Origin of the sequence: Zestomonas carbonaria (genome assembly GCF_904061905.1) — a bacterium.
Taxonomy (GTDB): domain Bacteria; phylum Pseudomonadota; class Gammaproteobacteria; order Pseudomonadales; family Pseudomonadaceae; genus Aquipseudomonas; species Aquipseudomonas carbonaria.
On record NZ_CAJFCI010000073.1, the window covers coordinates 1 to 16,523 of the forward strand.

Sequence of the window (16,523 nt, forward strand, 5' to 3'; positions counted from 1 at the left end):
TGGGCGCCCGGATGCAATCCGGGGAGATGCGTCCACCCACAGACCCCTCTCCCCCGGCCCCTCTCCCATGAATGGGAGAGGGGTGACTGGGGGACGAAGCCTCGGCGTTTCAGGCGCGCACGAACGGCTCCCTCTCCCATTCATGGGAGAGGGCTGGGGAGAGGGTCAAGGTCGGCAGCAGCCTTCCGCACGGAAACACGCAGACTACGCCACAGCGCAGCCGTCATCAGCGCACTCACCAGCGCCCAGCCGATGGCCTGCAGGTTGCCCAGGGTTTCCTGCACCAGTTGCGGGACGATGCCGGCGGCGATGAAGGCGGTCAGCAGGACGACTTCGCGACGCGGCGCGGCGACCGGGCGGCACAGGTAGACCAGTGCCGGCAGCAGCAAGGCCGCGCTGGGGAAACTGCGGTAGCGTGGGTCGAACACCAGGGCGAGCATCGACACCGCCGTGGCGAAGCCCGCCGCGCAGAGCCACCAGCCGCCGCGGGCGTCGAGCCAGGCGAACAGCCGTTCGCGCCAGCCGTTCCGCTGGGCCAGGGCCAACGCGCCGTGGGCCAGGACGATCAGGTTGAGCCCGGCCAGCGCCGCCGCCCACAGCCATTCGCCGGCATAGCGGCTGGAGACCAGCGCCAGTTCGCCCCACAGACCGAGGCAGGCGGCACCCAGCGCGGCCAGCAGCGGCAGCGCCAGTGCGGCGCGCGAAGAGGCCGGACGGCCGGCGAGCAGCAGGGCGGAGAGGGCGACCAGGCCGCTGGCCGCCAGCCACCAGGGCCAGTGCGGCAGGTTGCTGACCGGCCCGGCGAGCACGCCCTTGTCCTGGCGGTCGGCGTCGAACAGACCCCAGTAGCCGCCCACCGCGCCTTCGCTCTCGCGCTTCCAGGGCTGGTCGAAGGCTTCGATCAGGTTGTAGCGCCAGCCGTTCTGCTCGGCCATGGCGACGAAGCCACGGATGAACCTGGCCTCGTTGACCCGGCTGGGCAGGGCGGTTTCGCGCTGGCGGCCTTCGCTCGGCCAGCCGGTCTCGCCGATCAGGATGTCCTTGGGCGCGAAGCGGTTGCCGAACACCCGGCGGACTTCGGCGACATGCGCCAGCGCCGCGTCGATGCCGGCCGGGTCGTCCTCCCAGTAAGGCAACAGGTGGATGGTCAGGAAGTCCGCCACCGGGGCGATTTCCGGGTGCTTCAGCCAGAACTCCCAGACATCGGCGTAGGTGACGGGCTGGTCGACCCTGGCCTTCACCTCGCCGATCAGCCTGGCCAGTTGCTTGCCGGTGACTTCCTTGCGAAGCAGGGTCTCGTTGCCGACGATCACCGCCTGCACCACGTCCGGGTAGTCATTGGCGGCCTTGACCAGCGCGTCGATTTCCCGGCGGGTTTCCACGGGATCGGCATTGACCCAGGCGCCGAGCAGCATCTTCAGGCCGTGCTTGCGGGCCAGTTCGGGAATGCCTTCGAGGCCGAGCATCGAGTAGGTGCGAATGCAATGGAAGCGCGTGGCGAGCAGGGCGAGATCGGAATCCATGCGCTCGGGGCGCAGCTCGAAGGGCTGCTCGAGCGGCGACTGGTCCTTGTCGAACGGCGTGTAGGACGCGCATTGCAGTTTGTGCGTCGGGGTTGCCGCATCGGGCAGGATCACCGGCCTGCCGAGTCCGTACCAGAGCCCGGCGAGGGCCAGGACGGCGAGCAGGCAGGCGAGGAAGTAGGCTGGAATCGGGAAGCGTGTGGAGTCTGTCATGGGGGCTGCGCGGCCGATGTAGCGGAGCCGCGCATGTTAGCGGAATGGCCCGCGGCGCGTCAGGCGTGATGATGCAGCCAGGCGTGCTTGGGGATTTCCTTCCGCTGCGGCTGGTTTTTCTCGAAGCGCTTCCAGATCTTCTCGTGGAAGTAGAAGCCCACCGAGTTGCACAGCGGCTCCACCGCCGCAACCAGGCCGCCCACGGCAACGCTTCCGGTCAACGCATAGGTAACGGCGAAGGCAATGCAGAAGTGCATCACGGTGAAGGTTACGGTCTTGAGCATGATCGCTTCTCCAGAATGAGAATGCTTCTTGGATGTGCTCAGGTTAGTCAGGCCGTCGTCAGGGCGAAAGCAATCGAAGTGCATGGCTTCGATAGCCGTGCTCAATCGAGTCTCTATCCGTAGGGTGGGCTTCAGCCCACCAAACAAGACCTGCCTCCGATCGCTGGGCTGAAGCCCACCCTACGGGGTCTGGATCCTTCCGGGAGGCTCTATCGCGGGCCTACGACCTTAGTCGCGAACGGCCGCTGAATACGACTAAGGTCGTCTGTCGTGCGTTGACCGTCGCTCTAGAGTTGGCTCACCAGCAACCCATGCTGCTGTGGAGGACAACAACAAAATGAACGACAGCACCTACAAGCGGATCGAACAGAATCCGCGCTTCCAAGAACTGGTGGCCAAGCGAGATCGATTCGCCTGGACACTGTCCTTTCTCATGCTCGGCCTGTACGTCGCCTTCATCCTGCTGATCGCTTTCGAGCCGCAGGTGCTCGGCACGCGCATCAGCGACACCTCGCCCATCACCTGGGGTATCCCGATCGGTGTCGGCCTGATCATCTCCGCCTTCATCCTGACCGGTATCTACGTCAAGCGCGCCAACGGCGAGTTCGACGAGATGAACAAGCAAATCCTCAAGGAGGCGCAACAATGATCGGGCGTGTTCTCACCGGCCTCGGCCTGCTGGCCCTGGCCCCGACCCTCTGGGCGGCTGGCGCGATCGAAGGCGAAGTACAGCGCCAGCCGCTGAACGCCTCCGCCATCGTGATGTTCGTCCTGTTCGTCGCGGCGACCCTGGGCATCACCTACTGGGCCGCCAAGCGCAGCAAGTCGACTTCCGACTTCTATTCGGCCGGCGGCCGTATCACCGGCTTCCAGAACGGCCTGGCAATCGCTGGCGACTACATGTCGGCGGCCTCCTTCCTGGGTATTTCCGCCCTGGTGTTCACCTCTGGCTACGACGGCCTGATCTACTCGATCGGCTTCCTGGTCGGCTGGCCGATCATTCTGTTCCTGATCGCGGAGCGCCTGCGCAACCTCGGCAAGTACACCTTCGCCGACGTGGCGTCCTACCGCCTCGGCCAGAAGCAGATCCGTACCCTGTCGGCCAGCGGCACCCTGGTGGTGGTGGCCTTCTACCTGATTGCGCAGATGGTCGGCGCCGGCAAGCTCATCGAGTTGCTGTTCGGCCTCAACTATCACGTCGCGGTGGTCCTGGTGGGCGTGCTGATGGTGCTCTACGTGCTGTTCGGCGGCATGCTGGCGACCACCTGGGTACAGATCATCAAGGCTGTTCTGCTGCTCTCCGGCGCTTCCTTCATGGCGCTGATGGTGCTCAAGCACGTCAACTTCGACTTCGCCGCGCTGTTCAGCGAAGCGATCAAGGTGCACCCGAAAGGCGAGGCGATCATGAGCCCCGGCGGCCTGGTCAAGGATCCGATCTCGGCGATCTCCCTGGGCCTGGCGCTGATGTTCGGTACCGCTGGCCTGCCGCACATCCTGATGCGCTTCTTCACCGTCGGCGACGCCAAGGAAGCCCGCAAATCGGTGTTCTACGCCACCGGCTTCATCGGCTACTTCTACATCCTGACCTTCATCATCGGTTTTGGCGCGATCCTGCTGGTCAGCACCAACCCGGACTTCAAGGATGCGGCAGGCGCCCTGCTGGGCGGCAACAACATGGCCGCCGTGCACCTGGCCGACGCCGTGGGTGGCAGCCTGTTCCTCGGCTTCATCTCGGCCGTGGCCTTCGCCACCATCCTCGCGGTGGTTGCCGGCCTGACCCTGTCCGGCGCTTCGGCGGTGTCCCACGACCTTTACGCCAGCGTGATCAAGAAGGGCAAGGCCAACGAGAAGGATGAGTTGCGCGTATCGAAGGTCACCACCCTGGTCCTCGGTGTGCTGGCCATCGGCCTGGGCATCCTGTTCGAGAAGCAGAACATCGCCTTCATGGTCGGCCTGGCCTTCTCCATCGCGGCGAGCTGCAACTTCCCGGTGCTGATCCTCTCCATGTACTGGAAGCGCCTGACCACCCGTGGCGCGATGATCGGCGGCTGGCTCGGCCTGATCACTGCTGTGGGGCTGATGGTGCTCGGCCCGACCATCTGGGTGCAGATCCTCGGCCACGAGAAAGCCATCTACCCGTACGAGTACCCGGCACTGTTCTCGATGATCGTTGCCTTCGTCGGTATCTGGTTCTTCTCCATCACCGACAAGTCCACCGCGGCCAGCGAAGAGCAGAGCAGGTTCTACTCCCAGTTCGTCCGTTCGCAGACCGGTCTGGGAGCCAGTGGCGCGGTAGCCCACTGACGATCGACCCGCTGAGCAATTGGGCGGCCTTCGGGCCGCCCTTTTTTGTTTTCTACACTAGGCTGAACCGGCTTCGGTTCCATCTCGCAGGCAAGACGCCGTTTCCGGGCAGGAGCGAGGGGGACGCCATGGTCCTTTGCTCGTGAAGTTTTTGAGGAGCCGACATTCGCGAGCAGAGCTCGCTCCTACAGTTACAGGCACGTCTGGGCCAACCGTCATTCCCGCGCACGCGGGGGCCCAATGACCACAGCGCTTTTTTGGATCCCCGCGTGCGCGGGAATGACGAGAGGAGGCAGATCCTAGAGCTTGCCGAGCAGGACGAGGATCAACAGCACGATCACGACCATGCCGAGGATGCCCGATGGCCCGTAACCCCAGCTCCGCGAGTGGGGGAACAGCGGCAGGCCGCCGATCAGCAGCAGGATCAGGACGATGATGAGAAGGGTGGTCAGGCTCATGGTGGAACTCCTTTTTCACGATCCGGGGATGGCGTGTTGCGGCAGTGCCGTTCCGTCTTGCCAGTGGATGGCCGGCCTATGGATTCCGACTGCCCGTGCCGGCAAAGATTCAGCTTATCGGCCGTATCGCGGGCCGTGACGATGGACGCTGGGTTGCTTTATCGCCTGCTGGCCGATGCGGTGGTGCTGGTCCACGGGCTCTTCATCCTCTTCGTGATCGCCGGTGGCCTGCTGGCGCTGCGCTGGCCGCGCCTGGCCTGGCTGCACCTGCCGGCGGCGGCCTGGGGCGCGCTGGTAGAGTTGCGTCACTGGATCTGCCCGCTGACGCCGCTGGAAAACCATCTGCGCCGGGCTGCCGGTGAGGCGGGCTATGCTGGCGGTTTCGTCGAGCAGTACCTGATCCCGCTGATCTACCCGGCTGGGCTGACGCCGCAGGTGCAGGTCTGGCTGGGCATCGCGGTGCTGCTGATCAACGCCCTGGTCTATCTGGCGGTACTGCTGCGCTGGCGACGCCGCTGAGGCTTATTTCCCGATGCTTTCGGGGCAATCGCGAAGCGCTCTAACACGGGGTTTCTGCACGCCTAGCTTTTACAGTATCCGGAGGCCGATCCACCGGGCGTGCGCAGGCGAGGGACATTGCCATGCAGGCTTCGATGATTCTGTTGCTCCTGGCGCTGGGCATCGTGCTGGTGGCCGCCTCGGTGCTGTTGCGGGTGTTCTCCGCCGGCAAGTACGAGATCAAGACCATCGACCTGGTGTTCCTGGTGATTCCCCTGGTGGTGGTCGCCCTGGCCACCGGCAAGCTCAAGGGCATCGACATCTTCGGCGTCAAGGCCGACCTCTCCGAACTGTGGGCCGCCGCCGCGGAAACCAAGATCAAGGACCAGGTGCAGTCCTCCCCGCAGCTCACCGTGGAGGATGCCGTGCAGGTGGTGCAGATGGCCGGCAAGGGCGGGCTGGGCGAGTTGCGCGTGCTGATCGAGCGGCGCATCGAGGCGCTGGAGTTTCGCCTCGGCCAGGGCAACTACTACGGCCCGGCGATCAGGACCTATTTCGAGGCGCTGTCCGGCAGTTCCTACCTGCGCGTGGTGGTGCTCAACAGGCCGGACGGCAAGCTGTTCGGCATATTCGACGCGGCCAACCTGATCGCCTACCTGCGGGTTGCCGGCGATTCCGGCTACGGGCAGTTCCAGCAACTGCTCAACAGCACGGACGAGAGCCACTGGACGGAACTGACCAAGCTGCCCGGTTTCGTCGGCGCGGAGGCTTCGGTGGGCTCGACGACCAGCAAGCGCGAAGCCTTGGCGCGCATGGAAGCGCTGGGTACCGACAGCTTGCCGGTGATCAACCAGGACGGTTTCTTCATGGGCACGGTGGAGCGTTCCAAGCTGACCGCCAGCCTGATTCTTGCCGTCACCGAGAAGCTGGAGAGCCGTTGAATCCCAGGGGCGACGCCCCACGCAGAGCCATGTCGTCCTGCCTGCAAACGGAAAAGGAGGAGACATGATGAAGTTCGCCGAGAAAGCCATACCGCTTACCCGCCAGGGACTCGCCGAGGCACTGGAGCGCCTGGAGCTGGCCAGCGGACAGACCGCCGTCCTCTGGGCGGTGTTCGAGGTGGAGACCTCGGGGATCACCCAGGGTTTCGGCTTCCGGCCCGACCGGCGGCCGCAGATCCTTTTCGAGCGGCACAAGTTCCGCGATGCCACCGGTGGCCGCTTCAACGGTAGCGATCCGGACATCTCCGGTCCGCAGGGCGGTTACGGCAGCCTCGCCAGCCAGTACTCCAAGCTCGAGCGCGCCCTGGCACTGTGCGAGGGCGCCGGGCTGGGCGTCGAGCCGGCCCTGTGCTCGGCGTCTTGGGGATTGGGGCAGGTGATGGGCTTCAACCACAAGAGCGCCGGCTTCCCCACGGCGAAGGCGATGGTCGAGGCCATGGTGCGCAGCGAGGACGCCCAGCTCATGGGCATGGTCGGCTTCCTCGGCAGCGCGGGCCTGACCCGGCACCTCAAGAACCAGAACTGGGAAGCCTTCGCCCGTGGCTACAACGGCAGGAACTACGCTCAGAACCACTATCACATCAAGCTGGAGGAGCAGTACGCACGCTTCGCCAGCGGCTCGATGCCGAACATCGAGGTGCGCACCGCCCAGGCGGCCCTGCTGGTGCTCGGTTTCGCCCCGGGCAAGATCGATGGGGTGGTCGGCCAGCGCACCCGGGGTGCGCTGAGCAACTTCCAGATAGGCCATGGCCTGGGCGCCAACGGCGAACTGGACGCGGCGACCTACGAGAAGCTGTTCAACGTCGCCTTCGGCTGAGCGGACAGGGCGTGCCTCCGCGCCGCCCGGGAGGCCGCCGCACTTTTGCACTGGTCATTCAGCGTTTTGATATTGAGGTGGGCGGTTCATTGCCTTCGCTACACTGCGGCTCATCTACCCGCACATGAAAAAGGCAGCTCCATCCATGCAAAATCGAATCATGATTACCGGTGCCGGCTCCGGCCTCGGTCGCGAAATCGCCCTGCGCTGGGCGCGTGAAGGCAGCCGCCTGGCACTGGCCGACGTCAACGAGGCCGGCCTGGCGGAAACCCTGAAACTGGTCCGCGAGGCCGGTGGCGACGGTTTCACCCAGCGCTGCGACGTGCGCGACTACAGCCAGCTCACCGCCCTGGCCCAGGCCTGCGAAGAGAAGCTCGGCGGCATCGACGTCATCGTCAACAACGCCGGCGTGGCTTCGGGCGGTTTCTTCGAGGACCTGTCCCTGGAGGACTGGGACTGGCAGATCTCGATCAACCTGATGGGCGTGGTCAAGGGCTGCAAGGCGTTCCTGCCACTGCTCGAGCGCAGCAAGGGCAAGATCATCAACATCGCCTCGATGGCGGCGCTGATGCAGGGCCCGGCGATGGCCAACTACAACGTCGCCAAGGCCGGCGTGGTGGCCCTGTCGGAAAGTCTGCTGGCGGAACTGAGGCAGCGCGAGGTCGGCGTCCACGTGGTCTGTCCGTCGTTCTTCCAGACCAACCTGCTGGACTCCTACCGTGGCCCGAACCCGGAGATGAAGGAGCAGACCAGCAAGCTGCTGGAGAGCTCGCCGATCAGCGCTGCGGATATCGCCGAGTACATCTACCAGGAAGTCGCCAAGGGCGCGTTCATGATCCTCCCGCACGAGCTGGGCCGGGCCGCTTGGCAGCTCAAGCGGCAGAATCCGCAGGCGCTCTACGACGAGATGGCGACCATGGCCGAGAAGATGCGCGCGAAGAGCCGCTGAGGCGTGCCTGGCCGCTGTCCGGGCGGTCAGGTTTTTCCCTGCGCGGGGTTGCCCGCCGGCGCGGGGGCGGGGTAGGGTGGCAGGCCCGGTCCGGATGACCGAGTCGTGGGGCTTTCGGCATTTCGTCACGGCCGCGACGGAGCGCCGACAGCCCCTATAGGAGCTGCCGTGAAACCCCTGTCCCGTATCGCGCTGCTGGCTGCCCTGCTGCTGGCGGCGATCAACCTGCGTCCCGGCATCACTTCGCTGGCGCCGCTGATCGAGCGGATCGCCGAAGAACTGTCCCTGAGCCGTGGCCTTATCAGCCTGACCACCGCCTTGCCGGTGCTGTGCATGGGCCTCCTGGCCCCGCTGGCCCCGCGCCTGGCGCTGCGTTTCGGCCTGGAGCGCACCATCCTCGTCTGCCTGGGTCTGATCGCCGGCGCCCTGGCGATGCGCCTGGCCGGCCACTCCAGCGCGATCCTGATCGGCAGCGCGGCGCTGGTCGGCATGGGCATCGCGGTGGCCGGGCCGTTGCTGTCCGGCTTCATCAAGCGGCACTTCGTCGGTCATGTCGGCCGCATCGTCGGCTGGTATTCCCTGGGCATGACCATCGGCGGCGCCGGCGGCGCGGTGCTGACCCTGCCGGCGACCCAGGCCCTGGGCGATGACTGGGCCTTCGGCCTGGCCTTCTGGGCATTGCCCGCGCTGCTCGCCATGATCCTCTGGCTGCGCGTGCCCAACGTCCGCGAAAGCGCCGACGAAGTCATGGGCGGTGGCCTGCCCTGGCGCGAACCGCGGGCCTGGCTGGTCACCGGTTTCTTCGCCATCCAGGCCGGCCTGTTCTACGCCCTGGCCACCTGGCTGGTGGCGCGCTATCACGAGGGTGGGCTGAGCATGCTGCGCAGCAATGCGCTGTTCAGCACCTTCATGATGGTCGGCCTGCCCAGCGCCTACGCGCTACCCTGGCTGGCGCAGCGCTTCGACAACCGCTACCAGTTGCTGATGATCTGCGGCCTGTCCTCGACCCTGTGCCTGGGGATGATCACCTTTGCGCCGGCTTTCCTGCCCGAGCTGTGGGCGGTGCTGCTGGGCTTCGGCCTGAGCGGCTCGTTCGCGCTGTCCCTGGTGCTGCCTCTATATGAGGCGGACACGCCGCTGGAGGTGAGCCGCTGGACGGCGATGATGCTGTTCGCCGGCTACTGCCTGGGCAGTTGCGCTCCGGTGCTCGCCGGGCTGGGGCGCGACCTGGCCGGGAGCTACGCGCTGCCGTTCATGGTGCTCACCACGCTGGCCCTGCTGATGAGCGTCCTGGCCTGGCGGTTGAGACCGCGCACGGGGCATTGAGTGTTGCACTTTGTTGCCCGGAAAGCCGCGAATCACGGCCTTCGGGCGCTCGCGCCACGAGGCGGGCATATGACCGATCGGCAATTCGAGAGGATGTTTGCAATCTTAATCTGGCATAATCGCGCCCCCTTTTGACATGCTGTGAAAACCTCATGTTCGATCTTCTCATCGGGCTCGATGCCTGGGTGCTGGTGAGCCTCGTGCTCGCTCTGGCTTTCGTGCTCTTCTTCGAATTCATCAACGGCTTCCATGACACCGCCAACGCGGTGGCCACAGTTATCTATACCAAGGCCATGTCCGCCTACACGGCGGTCATCCTCTCCGGCATCTTCAACTTCCTCGGTGTATTGCTCGGCGGCGTCGGCGTGGCCTACGCCATCGTCCACCTGCTGCCGGTGGAACTGCTGATCAACGTCAACACCGGCCACGGCCTGGCCATGGTGTTCTCGCTGCTGGCGGCGGCGATCACCTGGAACCTCGGGACTTGGTACTTCGGCATTCCGGCGTCCAGCTCGCACACCCTGATCGGCTCGATCCTCGGCGTCGGCCTGGGCAACGCATTGATCACCGACGTGTCCATGGCCGACGGGGTCAACTGGCAGAAGGCGATCGACATCGGCATTTCCCTGATCGTCTCGCCGATGGCCGGCTTCGCCGTCGCCGCGCTGCTGCTGCTGGGCCTGAAGTGGTGGCTGCCGGCCTCGAAGATGCACAACACCCCCGAGACCCGCAAGGAGGTCAAGGGCAAGAAGCACCCGCCGTTCTGGAACCGCCTGGTGCTGGTGCTCTCGGCCATGGCGGTGAGCTTCGTGCACGGTTCCAACGACGGCCAGAAGGGCATCGGCATGATCATGCTGGTGCTGATCGGTATCGTTCCCGGCCTGTTCGTGCTCGATCTCAACAGCACCACCTACCAGATCGAACGTACCCGCGACGCCACCCTGCACCTCAGCCAGTTCTACCAGCGCAACAGCGACACCCTCAGCGAATACCTGGCCCTCGGCAAGAGCAATGGCAGCGAGATGCCGGCGCTGTTCCGCTGCGACCCGAAGCAGACCGAGATCACCATCGCCGCCCTGCTGGAAGACCTGCAAGGCGTCACCGACTACAACATGCTGGACTCCGAGAAGCGCATCGAGGTGCGTCGCTACCTGCTGTGCCTGGACGACACCGCGAAGAAGGTCGGCAAGCTGGACGGCCTGCCGTTCCGCGAACGCGCCGACCTCGACAAGCTGCGAAAGGACCTGACCGGCACCACCGAATACGCGCCGTTCTGGGTGATCCTCGCCGTCGCCCTGGCCCTCGGCATCGGCACCATGATCGGTTGGAAACGCGTGGTGCTGACCGTCGGCGAGAAGATCGGCAAGCAAGGCATGACCTACGCCCAGGGCATGTCCGCGCAGATCACCGCGGCCTGCGCGATCGGCATGGCCAACGTGTTCAGCCTGCCGGTGTCGACCACCCACGTACTGTCCTCGGGTGTCGCCGGTACCATGGTCGCCAACAAGAGCGGCCTGCAGGCCGGCACCGTGCGCACCATCCTGATGGCCTGGGTGCTGACCCTGCCGATCTCGATGGGCCTGGCGGCAGGCATGTTCTGGATCGCCACCCGGTTCGTCGGCTGATGATGGCTGGAAGCGGGAAGCAAAAAGCTTGATGGAGTAGGTGGTTTTTCCGCTGATTTACTTCCAGCTTACGGCTTCCAGCTTCCTGCCCTCGGATGGAGTGACCGCGTGGAGTCCGAATCCCTCGTCTATGGCTGTATCCGCGATTGGCCCTCGGCCGATCCGGAGCAGCGGCGTCTACGGCGTGCCAGCAACCGGCGTGAGCTGGACGCCCTGCCGCAGGGCGATGCCTGGCCGTTCCTCGGCCGTGAGATGTTTTCCTTCTGCGAGACGCCTGGCCAGGGGCTGTACCAGACCCAGCTCATCCACTTCGGCGCCAGCTACCTGGCGGTGGAGTACGAATGGAAGCTGTGGGTCGAACAGTTCGAGGCGCTGCTGCGGCGCCTGTATTGGGCCAGCGCGGTGGTGCACCTGGAGACCGAGCTGAACGGCACCCACACCTTCCGCTGGGAGTCGGAAAAAGGCTTCCACAGCCCGCAAGACAGCCTCCGCGTGCGTTGCGCCTGGGAGCGCGAAGGCAACCTGCACGGCTGATCCCGCCTTTTGTAGGGACGTAGCCCGGATTGCATCCGGGCTACGGCAGGTGGGGATGACGCTCTTGTAGGGTGCGCCGCGCGCACCGTTCACCCGGCGGAGCGCACAGTGTTTCCTCGTCGGCTACGTTTGTAGGAGCGGCCCATGGCCGCGAATTGCGCGCATGGCGCGCTCCTACAGGTCGGCATCGGGGGAGTTGTTGTAGGAGCGGCCCATGGCCGCGAATCGCGCGCGTGGCGCGCTCCTACAGGTCGGCATCGGGGGAGTTGTTGTAGGAGCGGCCCATGGCCGCGAATCGCGCGCATGGCGCGCTCCTACGGGAGGCGTCGTCATATCTCCAGGCAGGGTCGTTGGGGGGGGCGTGCGCACCGGGAGGGTGTGGCCCTCAATCCTCCAGCCATTCCTTCGGCACGTCGCGTTTCAGCGCCAGTTGGCACTGGCTGCTGTCCGGATCGTAGATGATCACCGCTTCGCCCTTGTCCAGCGCCCGGCGTACCCGTTCGACGCGGGTGGCCAGCGGCGTCTCGTCGCCGTTGTCGGTGCCGTCGCGGGTGACGAAGTCTTCGATCAGGCGGGTCAGGGTTTCGGCTTCCAGCAGATGGTAGGGGATCAGCATGGCGGTGGTCTCCGGAACAGGGCGCGGATACTAGCAGGTAGCAGAGGGTTGGGGGGCTGAGGCCCAGCCTACGGTGTGAGCGTGTAGCCGGGTGCAAGTAGATCGACTCCGCCCCTCACCCTAGCCCTCTCCCGAGGGGAGAGGGGACTGACCCGTGCCGCAGCCAGGCCACGATGTCAGATCCAAACCTCGTCCTCCCGCTCCCGCCGGGAGAGGGTTGGGGTGAGGGAGCGCGCCATCGATTCACCTCCGAGTTGCCCCTGTAGGAGCCAGCTTGCTGGCGACCCGGACGCACGGTTTGCCCAGGTGGGCTTCAGCCCACCAAATATCGCTACCCCAGCGGCTGCCCGACCAGGAAACGATCCAGGGTGGCATAGAGCAGGGCTCCATCCAGCGGTTTGCCGAGGAAGTCGTCCATGCCGGCTTCGATTCCCTGCTGGCGGTGTTCGTCGAGGATGTGCGCGGTCAGCGCGACGATCGGCACCGGGCTCAGCCGCAGGCGTTGCTCCAGGCGGCGGATCTGCCGGGTGGCCTCGAATCCGTCCATTTCCGGCATCTCGCAATCCATCAGGATCAACTGGATGGCTTCCGGCGCGCGCTGGTACTCCTCCAACGCGGCGTGGCCGTTGCCGACCAGGCGCATCTGGTAGCCGCGTTTCTTGAGGAAGCCCTGGACCACCAACTGGTTCACCGGGTTGTCCTCGGCGACCAGGATGCAGGGCACGCCATTGCCGTCGGCGCGGGTTTCCCGCTGTATCGGGCGGGGCGTGCGGCGGCGTTCCTGGTAGAGCTCGAGGAGGGTTTCCCGCAGCGGCTGCAGGGTCAGGGGCAGGGTCAGGCCGAGCAGGCGCAGGTTCCGGTGCGAGGGCAGGGGTTGCCCGTAGTCCGGCGGGCACAGCAGCAACACGCGCTGGCCGGTCTCCAGGCGCGGGGCAAGGGTGTCCAGCCAGTGGTCGGCGCTGCCGGGCCAGGGCGACATCAGCACCAGCAGAGGCGACATGGCGAAGTCGTCGAAGCAGTCGAGCAGGCGTTCCGGGTTCTGGCAGCGTTCGGTGCGCATGCCCCAGCGCGCCAGCAGGCGTTCGAGGGCGTCGAGGCCGAGTCCGTCGAGCGAGCAGAGCAGGGCGGTGTGGCCGCGCAGCAACTGACCGAGTTCGTCGTCGGCCTCGTGGGCGTCCAGCGGGATGTCGAAGTTGAAGCGGGTGCCCTGGCCCGGGACGCTGTGCACTTCGATGCAGCCGCCCATCATTTCCACCAGTTCCTTGCTGATCGCCAGGCCGAGGCCGCTGCCGCCATAGCGGCGGGTGGTGCTGGAATCGCCCTGGGCGAAGGACTCGAACAGGTGCAGTTGCGCTTCGCGGGGGATGCCGATGCCGCTGTCGCTGACCGCGAACACCAGGCGCTCGGCGCCATTCTGGCCCGGCCGGCGGCAGACGTTGATCGCCACGTGCCCCTCGGCGGTGAATTTCACGGCATTGCTGAGCAGGTTCATCAGCACCTGCTTGAGGCGGGTCGGATCTCCTCGCAGGTGCCTGGGCACGCCGCCTTCCAGGCTCAGGTAGAGGCGCAGGTTCTTGGCCAGGGCCTGGGCGGTGAACAGGCTGATGGTGTCGGAGAGCAGTTCCTCGAGGTCGTAGTCGATGTGTTCGAGGCTGAGCTTGCCCGATTCGATGCGTGCATAGTCGAGGATGTCGTTGATCACCGCCATCAGCGAGCTGCCGGAGCTGGAGATGGTCTCCACGTAGAAGCGCTGGGTGCGGTCCAGAGGGGTTTCCTTGAGCAGGTGCAGCATGCCCAGCACGCCGTTCAGCGGGGTGCGGATCTCGTGGCTCATCTTGGCCAGGAAGCGGCTCTTGGCCTTGTTCTCGCTGTCCGCCTGGGCGGCCGCCTGGCGCGAGCGGAAGCCTTCTTCCTTGAGCAGGTTGATGCGGTCGGCGAGGCCGATGGACAGGGTGATCAGCTCGATGGTCACGCCGATCTTCACTACCGCCGCGCCGTAGATGCCGAACAGCCCGAGGCCCAGGGAGTTGGTGGTGATCTGCACGAAGGCGAACAGCAGGATGCCCCAGGCCAGCATGTAGTAGACGCCGTAGCGCAACCCCTTGCGCCATACGTAGGCGCCGCACAGCAGCAGGTACAGGGACACCAGCAGGGTGACCAGGCTGGACAGCACGCCCCAGGCGCGCAGGTCGATCAGCGGCCCGATCAGCAGGCAGGCCGGGATCAGCAGCATCAGCGCGCGCAGGCCGTGGTCGAAGCGCGGGGCGACGCGCCGGGTGTGCAGGAAGTGCCGGCTGAACTGCAGGGCGGCCAGGCAGTGCAGGTACATGAACAGGTAGATGCCGGTCGCCTGCAGGCCCACCATCCCGGGCAGCAGCTTGAACAGCAGGCCGTCGAAGCTGACGGCCAGCAGGCCGACATTGAGGATGTACACCAGGTACCAGAAGTAGCTCGGTTCGCGCAGCGAGAGGTACAGGAACAGGTTGTAGAAGAACATGGCGAACAACACGCCGTAGAAGGCGCCGTTGAAGCCCATCAGGTTTTCCTGGGCCGCCGCGTTGGCGTCGTAGGTGCTGAAGTACAGTGGCAGGAACACCGTGCTGGTGCTGTGCACGCGGATCAGCAGGGTGCTCACCCCGGGCGGCACCTCGAGCGGAAACCAGAAGTTGCGCACCTGCACCGGGCGCTGGGAGAAGGGGTACCGGTCGCCGCCGGTGAAGAGCCGTGACCGGCCGTCCGGGCCGATCAGCTCGATGCGCAGGTCATCCAGCAGCGGGTAGTCGATCTCAAGGTAGCCGGCGATGGCGTGTGCGTTGGCGTTGTGCAGGCGTGTCCTGAACCACCAGGTCGAGTCGTTCTTGCCGAGGTTGGCGTGCAGGCCGGTGACCGGGGTGAAGGCATCGTCCGGCAGGGCGAGGACCGCATCGCGGCTGCGGCTGCCATCGATGTCTTCGAGGTAGGCGAGGTTGGGCCCCAGCGAAAGGCGCAGGTCGCCGCCGTCCAACCGCACCAGGGGCGATGCCCAGTTCGGCAAGGCGCAGCAGAACAGCAGCAAAGCCAGGCAAAGACGAGGCATCCCTGCACCTCAGCGGCATGTTTAGTGGCACTTTGCTCTTCTGCTCGCCGGGCTTCAAGTCTCCTGGTCGCGTTGCCCGACCACACTTTCGACTGGTGGGACGCGGGTCTCGCTTTCCATCTGCGCGTCGTGTTCGAGCTGGTGGCTGAAGCTTTCCAGAGAGTCCTGGGTCGCCTGCGCATCGCTGGCGAATACCGGCGGGCTGAGCAGGTAGCGCGCGAGCAGGCGGGCGAGGGCGGCCAGGCTGTCGATGTGGGTGCGTTCGTAGCCGTGGGTGGCGTCGCAGCCGAAGGCCAGCAGCGCGGTGCGGATGTCGTGGCCGGCGGTGACCGCCGACTGGGCGTCGCTGTGGTAGTAGCGGAACAGGTCGCGGCGCACCGGGATCTCGTGCTGGGCGGCGAGCTTCAGCAGGTGTCGCGACAGGTGGTAGTCGTAGGGGCCGCCGGAGTCCTGCAAGGCGACCGTGACGGTGTGCTCGCTGGATTGCTGGCCGGCGGCGACCGGGGCGATGTCGACACCGACGAACTCGCTGACGTCCCAGGGCAGCGTCGCCGCCGCGCCGGAGCCGACCTCCTCGGTGATGGTGAAGATCGGATGACAGTCGATCAGCGGTTCCTGGCCGGAGTCCACGAGCATCTTCAGGGCGGCGAGCAGGGCGGCGACGCCGGCCTTGTCGTCCAGGTGACGGGCGCTGATGTGGCCGCTCTCGGTGAATTCCGGCAGCGGGTCGAAGGCCACGAAATCGCCCACCGAGATGCCCAGTGCCTCGCAGTCGGCGCGGGTGCTGCAATAGGCGTCGACGCGCAGCTCGACGTGGTCCCAGCTCACCGGCAGGGCGTCCACCTGGGTATTGAAGGCGTGCCCGGAGGCCAGCAGGGGGAGCACGCTGCCGCGCAATACGCCGTCATCGGTGAACAGGCTGACCCGGCTGCCCTCGGCGAAGCGGCTCGACCAGCAGCCCACCGGCGCCAGGCCGAGGCGGCCGTTGTCCTTCAGCTCGCGGACGATGGCGCCGATGGTGTCGAGGTGCGCGGACACCGCGCGGTCGGGGCTGGACTGGCGACCCTTGAGGGTGGCGCGGATGTTGCCCCGGCGGGTCAGCTCGAAGGGCACGCCGAGTTCGTCGAGGCGCTCGGCGACGTAGCGCACGATGGTGTCGGTGAAGCCGGTCGGGCTGGGGATGGCGAGCATTTCCAGCAGGACGCGCTTGAGGTAGTCGAGGTCGGGTTCGGGGTGTCGGGGCATGGAGGCTCCTGTCTTGCGTAGCCCGGATGCGATCCGGGAGGACCGGTGTTGTTC

General features: G+C 65.9%; 15 protein-coding genes. 9 read left to right on the forward strand and 6 right to left on the reverse strand.

The genetic code is table 11. The features are described from left to right. Window positions 1-140: 140 nt before the first annotated feature. Both PSEWESI4_RS18005 and PSEWESI4_RS18010 read right to left on the reverse strand, forming a co-directional pair. Complete coding sequence (locus PSEWESI4_RS18005) at window positions 141-1,736, reverse strand: glycoside hydrolase family 17 protein (RefSeq protein ID WP_187672603.1); 1,596 nt, start codon at window positions 1,734-1,736, stop codon at window positions 141-143. A 59-nt stretch (window positions 1,737-1,795) separates the two neighbouring features. Beyond that, window positions 1,796-2,020, reverse strand: a complete 225-nt coding sequence (locus PSEWESI4_RS18010; protein WP_187672604.1) for a DUF2061 domain-containing protein — start codon at window positions 2,018-2,020, stop codon at window positions 1,796-1,798. A gap of 337 nt (window positions 2,021-2,357) precedes the next feature. Between PSEWESI4_RS18010 and PSEWESI4_RS18015 the strand changes: the two genes are divergently transcribed. After that, window positions 2,358-2,669: a DUF485 domain-containing protein gene (locus PSEWESI4_RS18015; RefSeq protein WP_187672605.1), complete on the forward strand. Its 312-nt coding sequence runs from the start codon at window positions 2,358-2,360 to the stop codon at window positions 2,667-2,669. Then, window positions 2,666-4,324, forward strand: coding sequence for a cation acetate symporter (locus PSEWESI4_RS18020; protein ID WP_187672606.1), 1,659 nt, complete (start codon window positions 2,666-2,668; stop codon window positions 4,322-4,324). The genes PSEWESI4_RS18015 and PSEWESI4_RS18020 overlap by 4 nt, the downstream gene beginning before the upstream one ends. 299 nt (window positions 4,325-4,623) lie before the next feature. Here PSEWESI4_RS18020 and PSEWESI4_RS18025 read toward each other — a convergent pair whose 3' ends face one another. Next, entirely contained in the window at window positions 4,624-4,782 is a 159-nt protein-coding gene (locus PSEWESI4_RS18025; protein ID WP_187672607.1) for a DUF3309 family protein, read from the reverse strand. Window positions 4,783-4,935: 153 nt separating this feature from the next. On the opposite strand from PSEWESI4_RS18025, the gene PSEWESI4_RS18030 reads away from it, so the two are divergent. The 7 genes from PSEWESI4_RS18030 (at window position 4,936) to PSEWESI4_RS18060 (ending at window position 11,532) form a co-directional block, all read left to right on the forward strand. Next, entirely contained in the window at window positions 4,936-5,301 is a 366-nt protein-coding gene (locus PSEWESI4_RS18030; RefSeq protein ID WP_187672608.1) for a DUF2784 domain-containing protein, read from the forward strand. Between the two features lie 134 nt (window positions 5,302-5,435). Beyond that, the gene (locus PSEWESI4_RS18035) at window positions 5,436-6,221 is read left to right on the forward strand and encodes a hypothetical protein (RefSeq protein WP_187672609.1); all 786 of its coding nucleotides are present in this window, start codon (window positions 5,436-5,438) and stop codon (window positions 6,219-6,221) included. Window positions 6,222-6,285: 64 nt separating this feature from the next. Further along, window positions 6,286-7,098, forward strand: a complete 813-nt coding sequence (locus PSEWESI4_RS18040; protein ID WP_187672610.1) for an N-acetylmuramidase domain-containing protein — start codon at window positions 6,286-6,288, stop codon at window positions 7,096-7,098. A gap of 145 nt (window positions 7,099-7,243) precedes the next feature. Continuing rightward, window positions 7,244-8,047 (forward strand): SDR family oxidoreductase, encoded by an 804-nt coding sequence (locus PSEWESI4_RS18045; protein ID WP_187672611.1) that lies wholly within the window; start codon window positions 7,244-7,246, stop codon window positions 8,045-8,047. A gap of 168 nt (window positions 8,048-8,215) precedes the next feature. Continuing rightward, entirely contained in the window at window positions 8,216-9,373 is a 1,158-nt protein-coding gene (locus PSEWESI4_RS18050) for an MFS transporter (RefSeq protein WP_187672612.1), read from the forward strand. A 152-nt stretch (window positions 9,374-9,525) separates the two neighbouring features. Then, entirely contained in the window at window positions 9,526-10,998 is a 1,473-nt protein-coding gene (locus PSEWESI4_RS18055; RefSeq protein ID WP_187672613.1) for an inorganic phosphate transporter, read from the forward strand. Between the two features lie 108 nt (window positions 10,999-11,106). After that, window positions 11,107-11,532 (forward strand): hypothetical protein, encoded by a 426-nt coding sequence (locus tag PSEWESI4_RS18060; RefSeq protein WP_187672614.1) that lies wholly within the window; start codon window positions 11,107-11,109, stop codon window positions 11,530-11,532. Between the two features lie 385 nt (window positions 11,533-11,917). Here the strand turns inward: PSEWESI4_RS18060 and PSEWESI4_RS18065 are convergent, their stop codons facing one another. The 3 genes from PSEWESI4_RS18065 to PSEWESI4_RS18075 form a co-directional block, all read right to left on the reverse strand. Then, on the reverse strand, window positions 11,918-12,148 hold the full coding sequence (locus PSEWESI4_RS18065) for a YheU family protein (RefSeq protein ID WP_187672615.1): 231 nt from the start codon (window positions 12,146-12,148) through the stop codon (window positions 11,918-11,920). Window positions 12,149-12,479: 331 nt separating this feature from the next. Further along, a complete protein-coding gene (locus tag PSEWESI4_RS18070; protein ID WP_187672616.1) occupies window positions 12,480-15,224 on the reverse strand; it encodes a hybrid sensor histidine kinase/response regulator in 2,745 nt (914 codons plus the stop codon). A 54-nt stretch (window positions 15,225-15,278) separates the two neighbouring features. Beyond that, on the reverse strand, window positions 15,279-16,469 hold the full coding sequence (locus PSEWESI4_RS18075; protein ID WP_187672617.1) for an osmoprotectant NAGGN system M42 family peptidase: 1,191 nt from the start codon (window positions 16,467-16,469) through the stop codon (window positions 15,279-15,281). Between the last annotated feature and the right edge of the window lie 54 nt (window positions 16,470-16,523).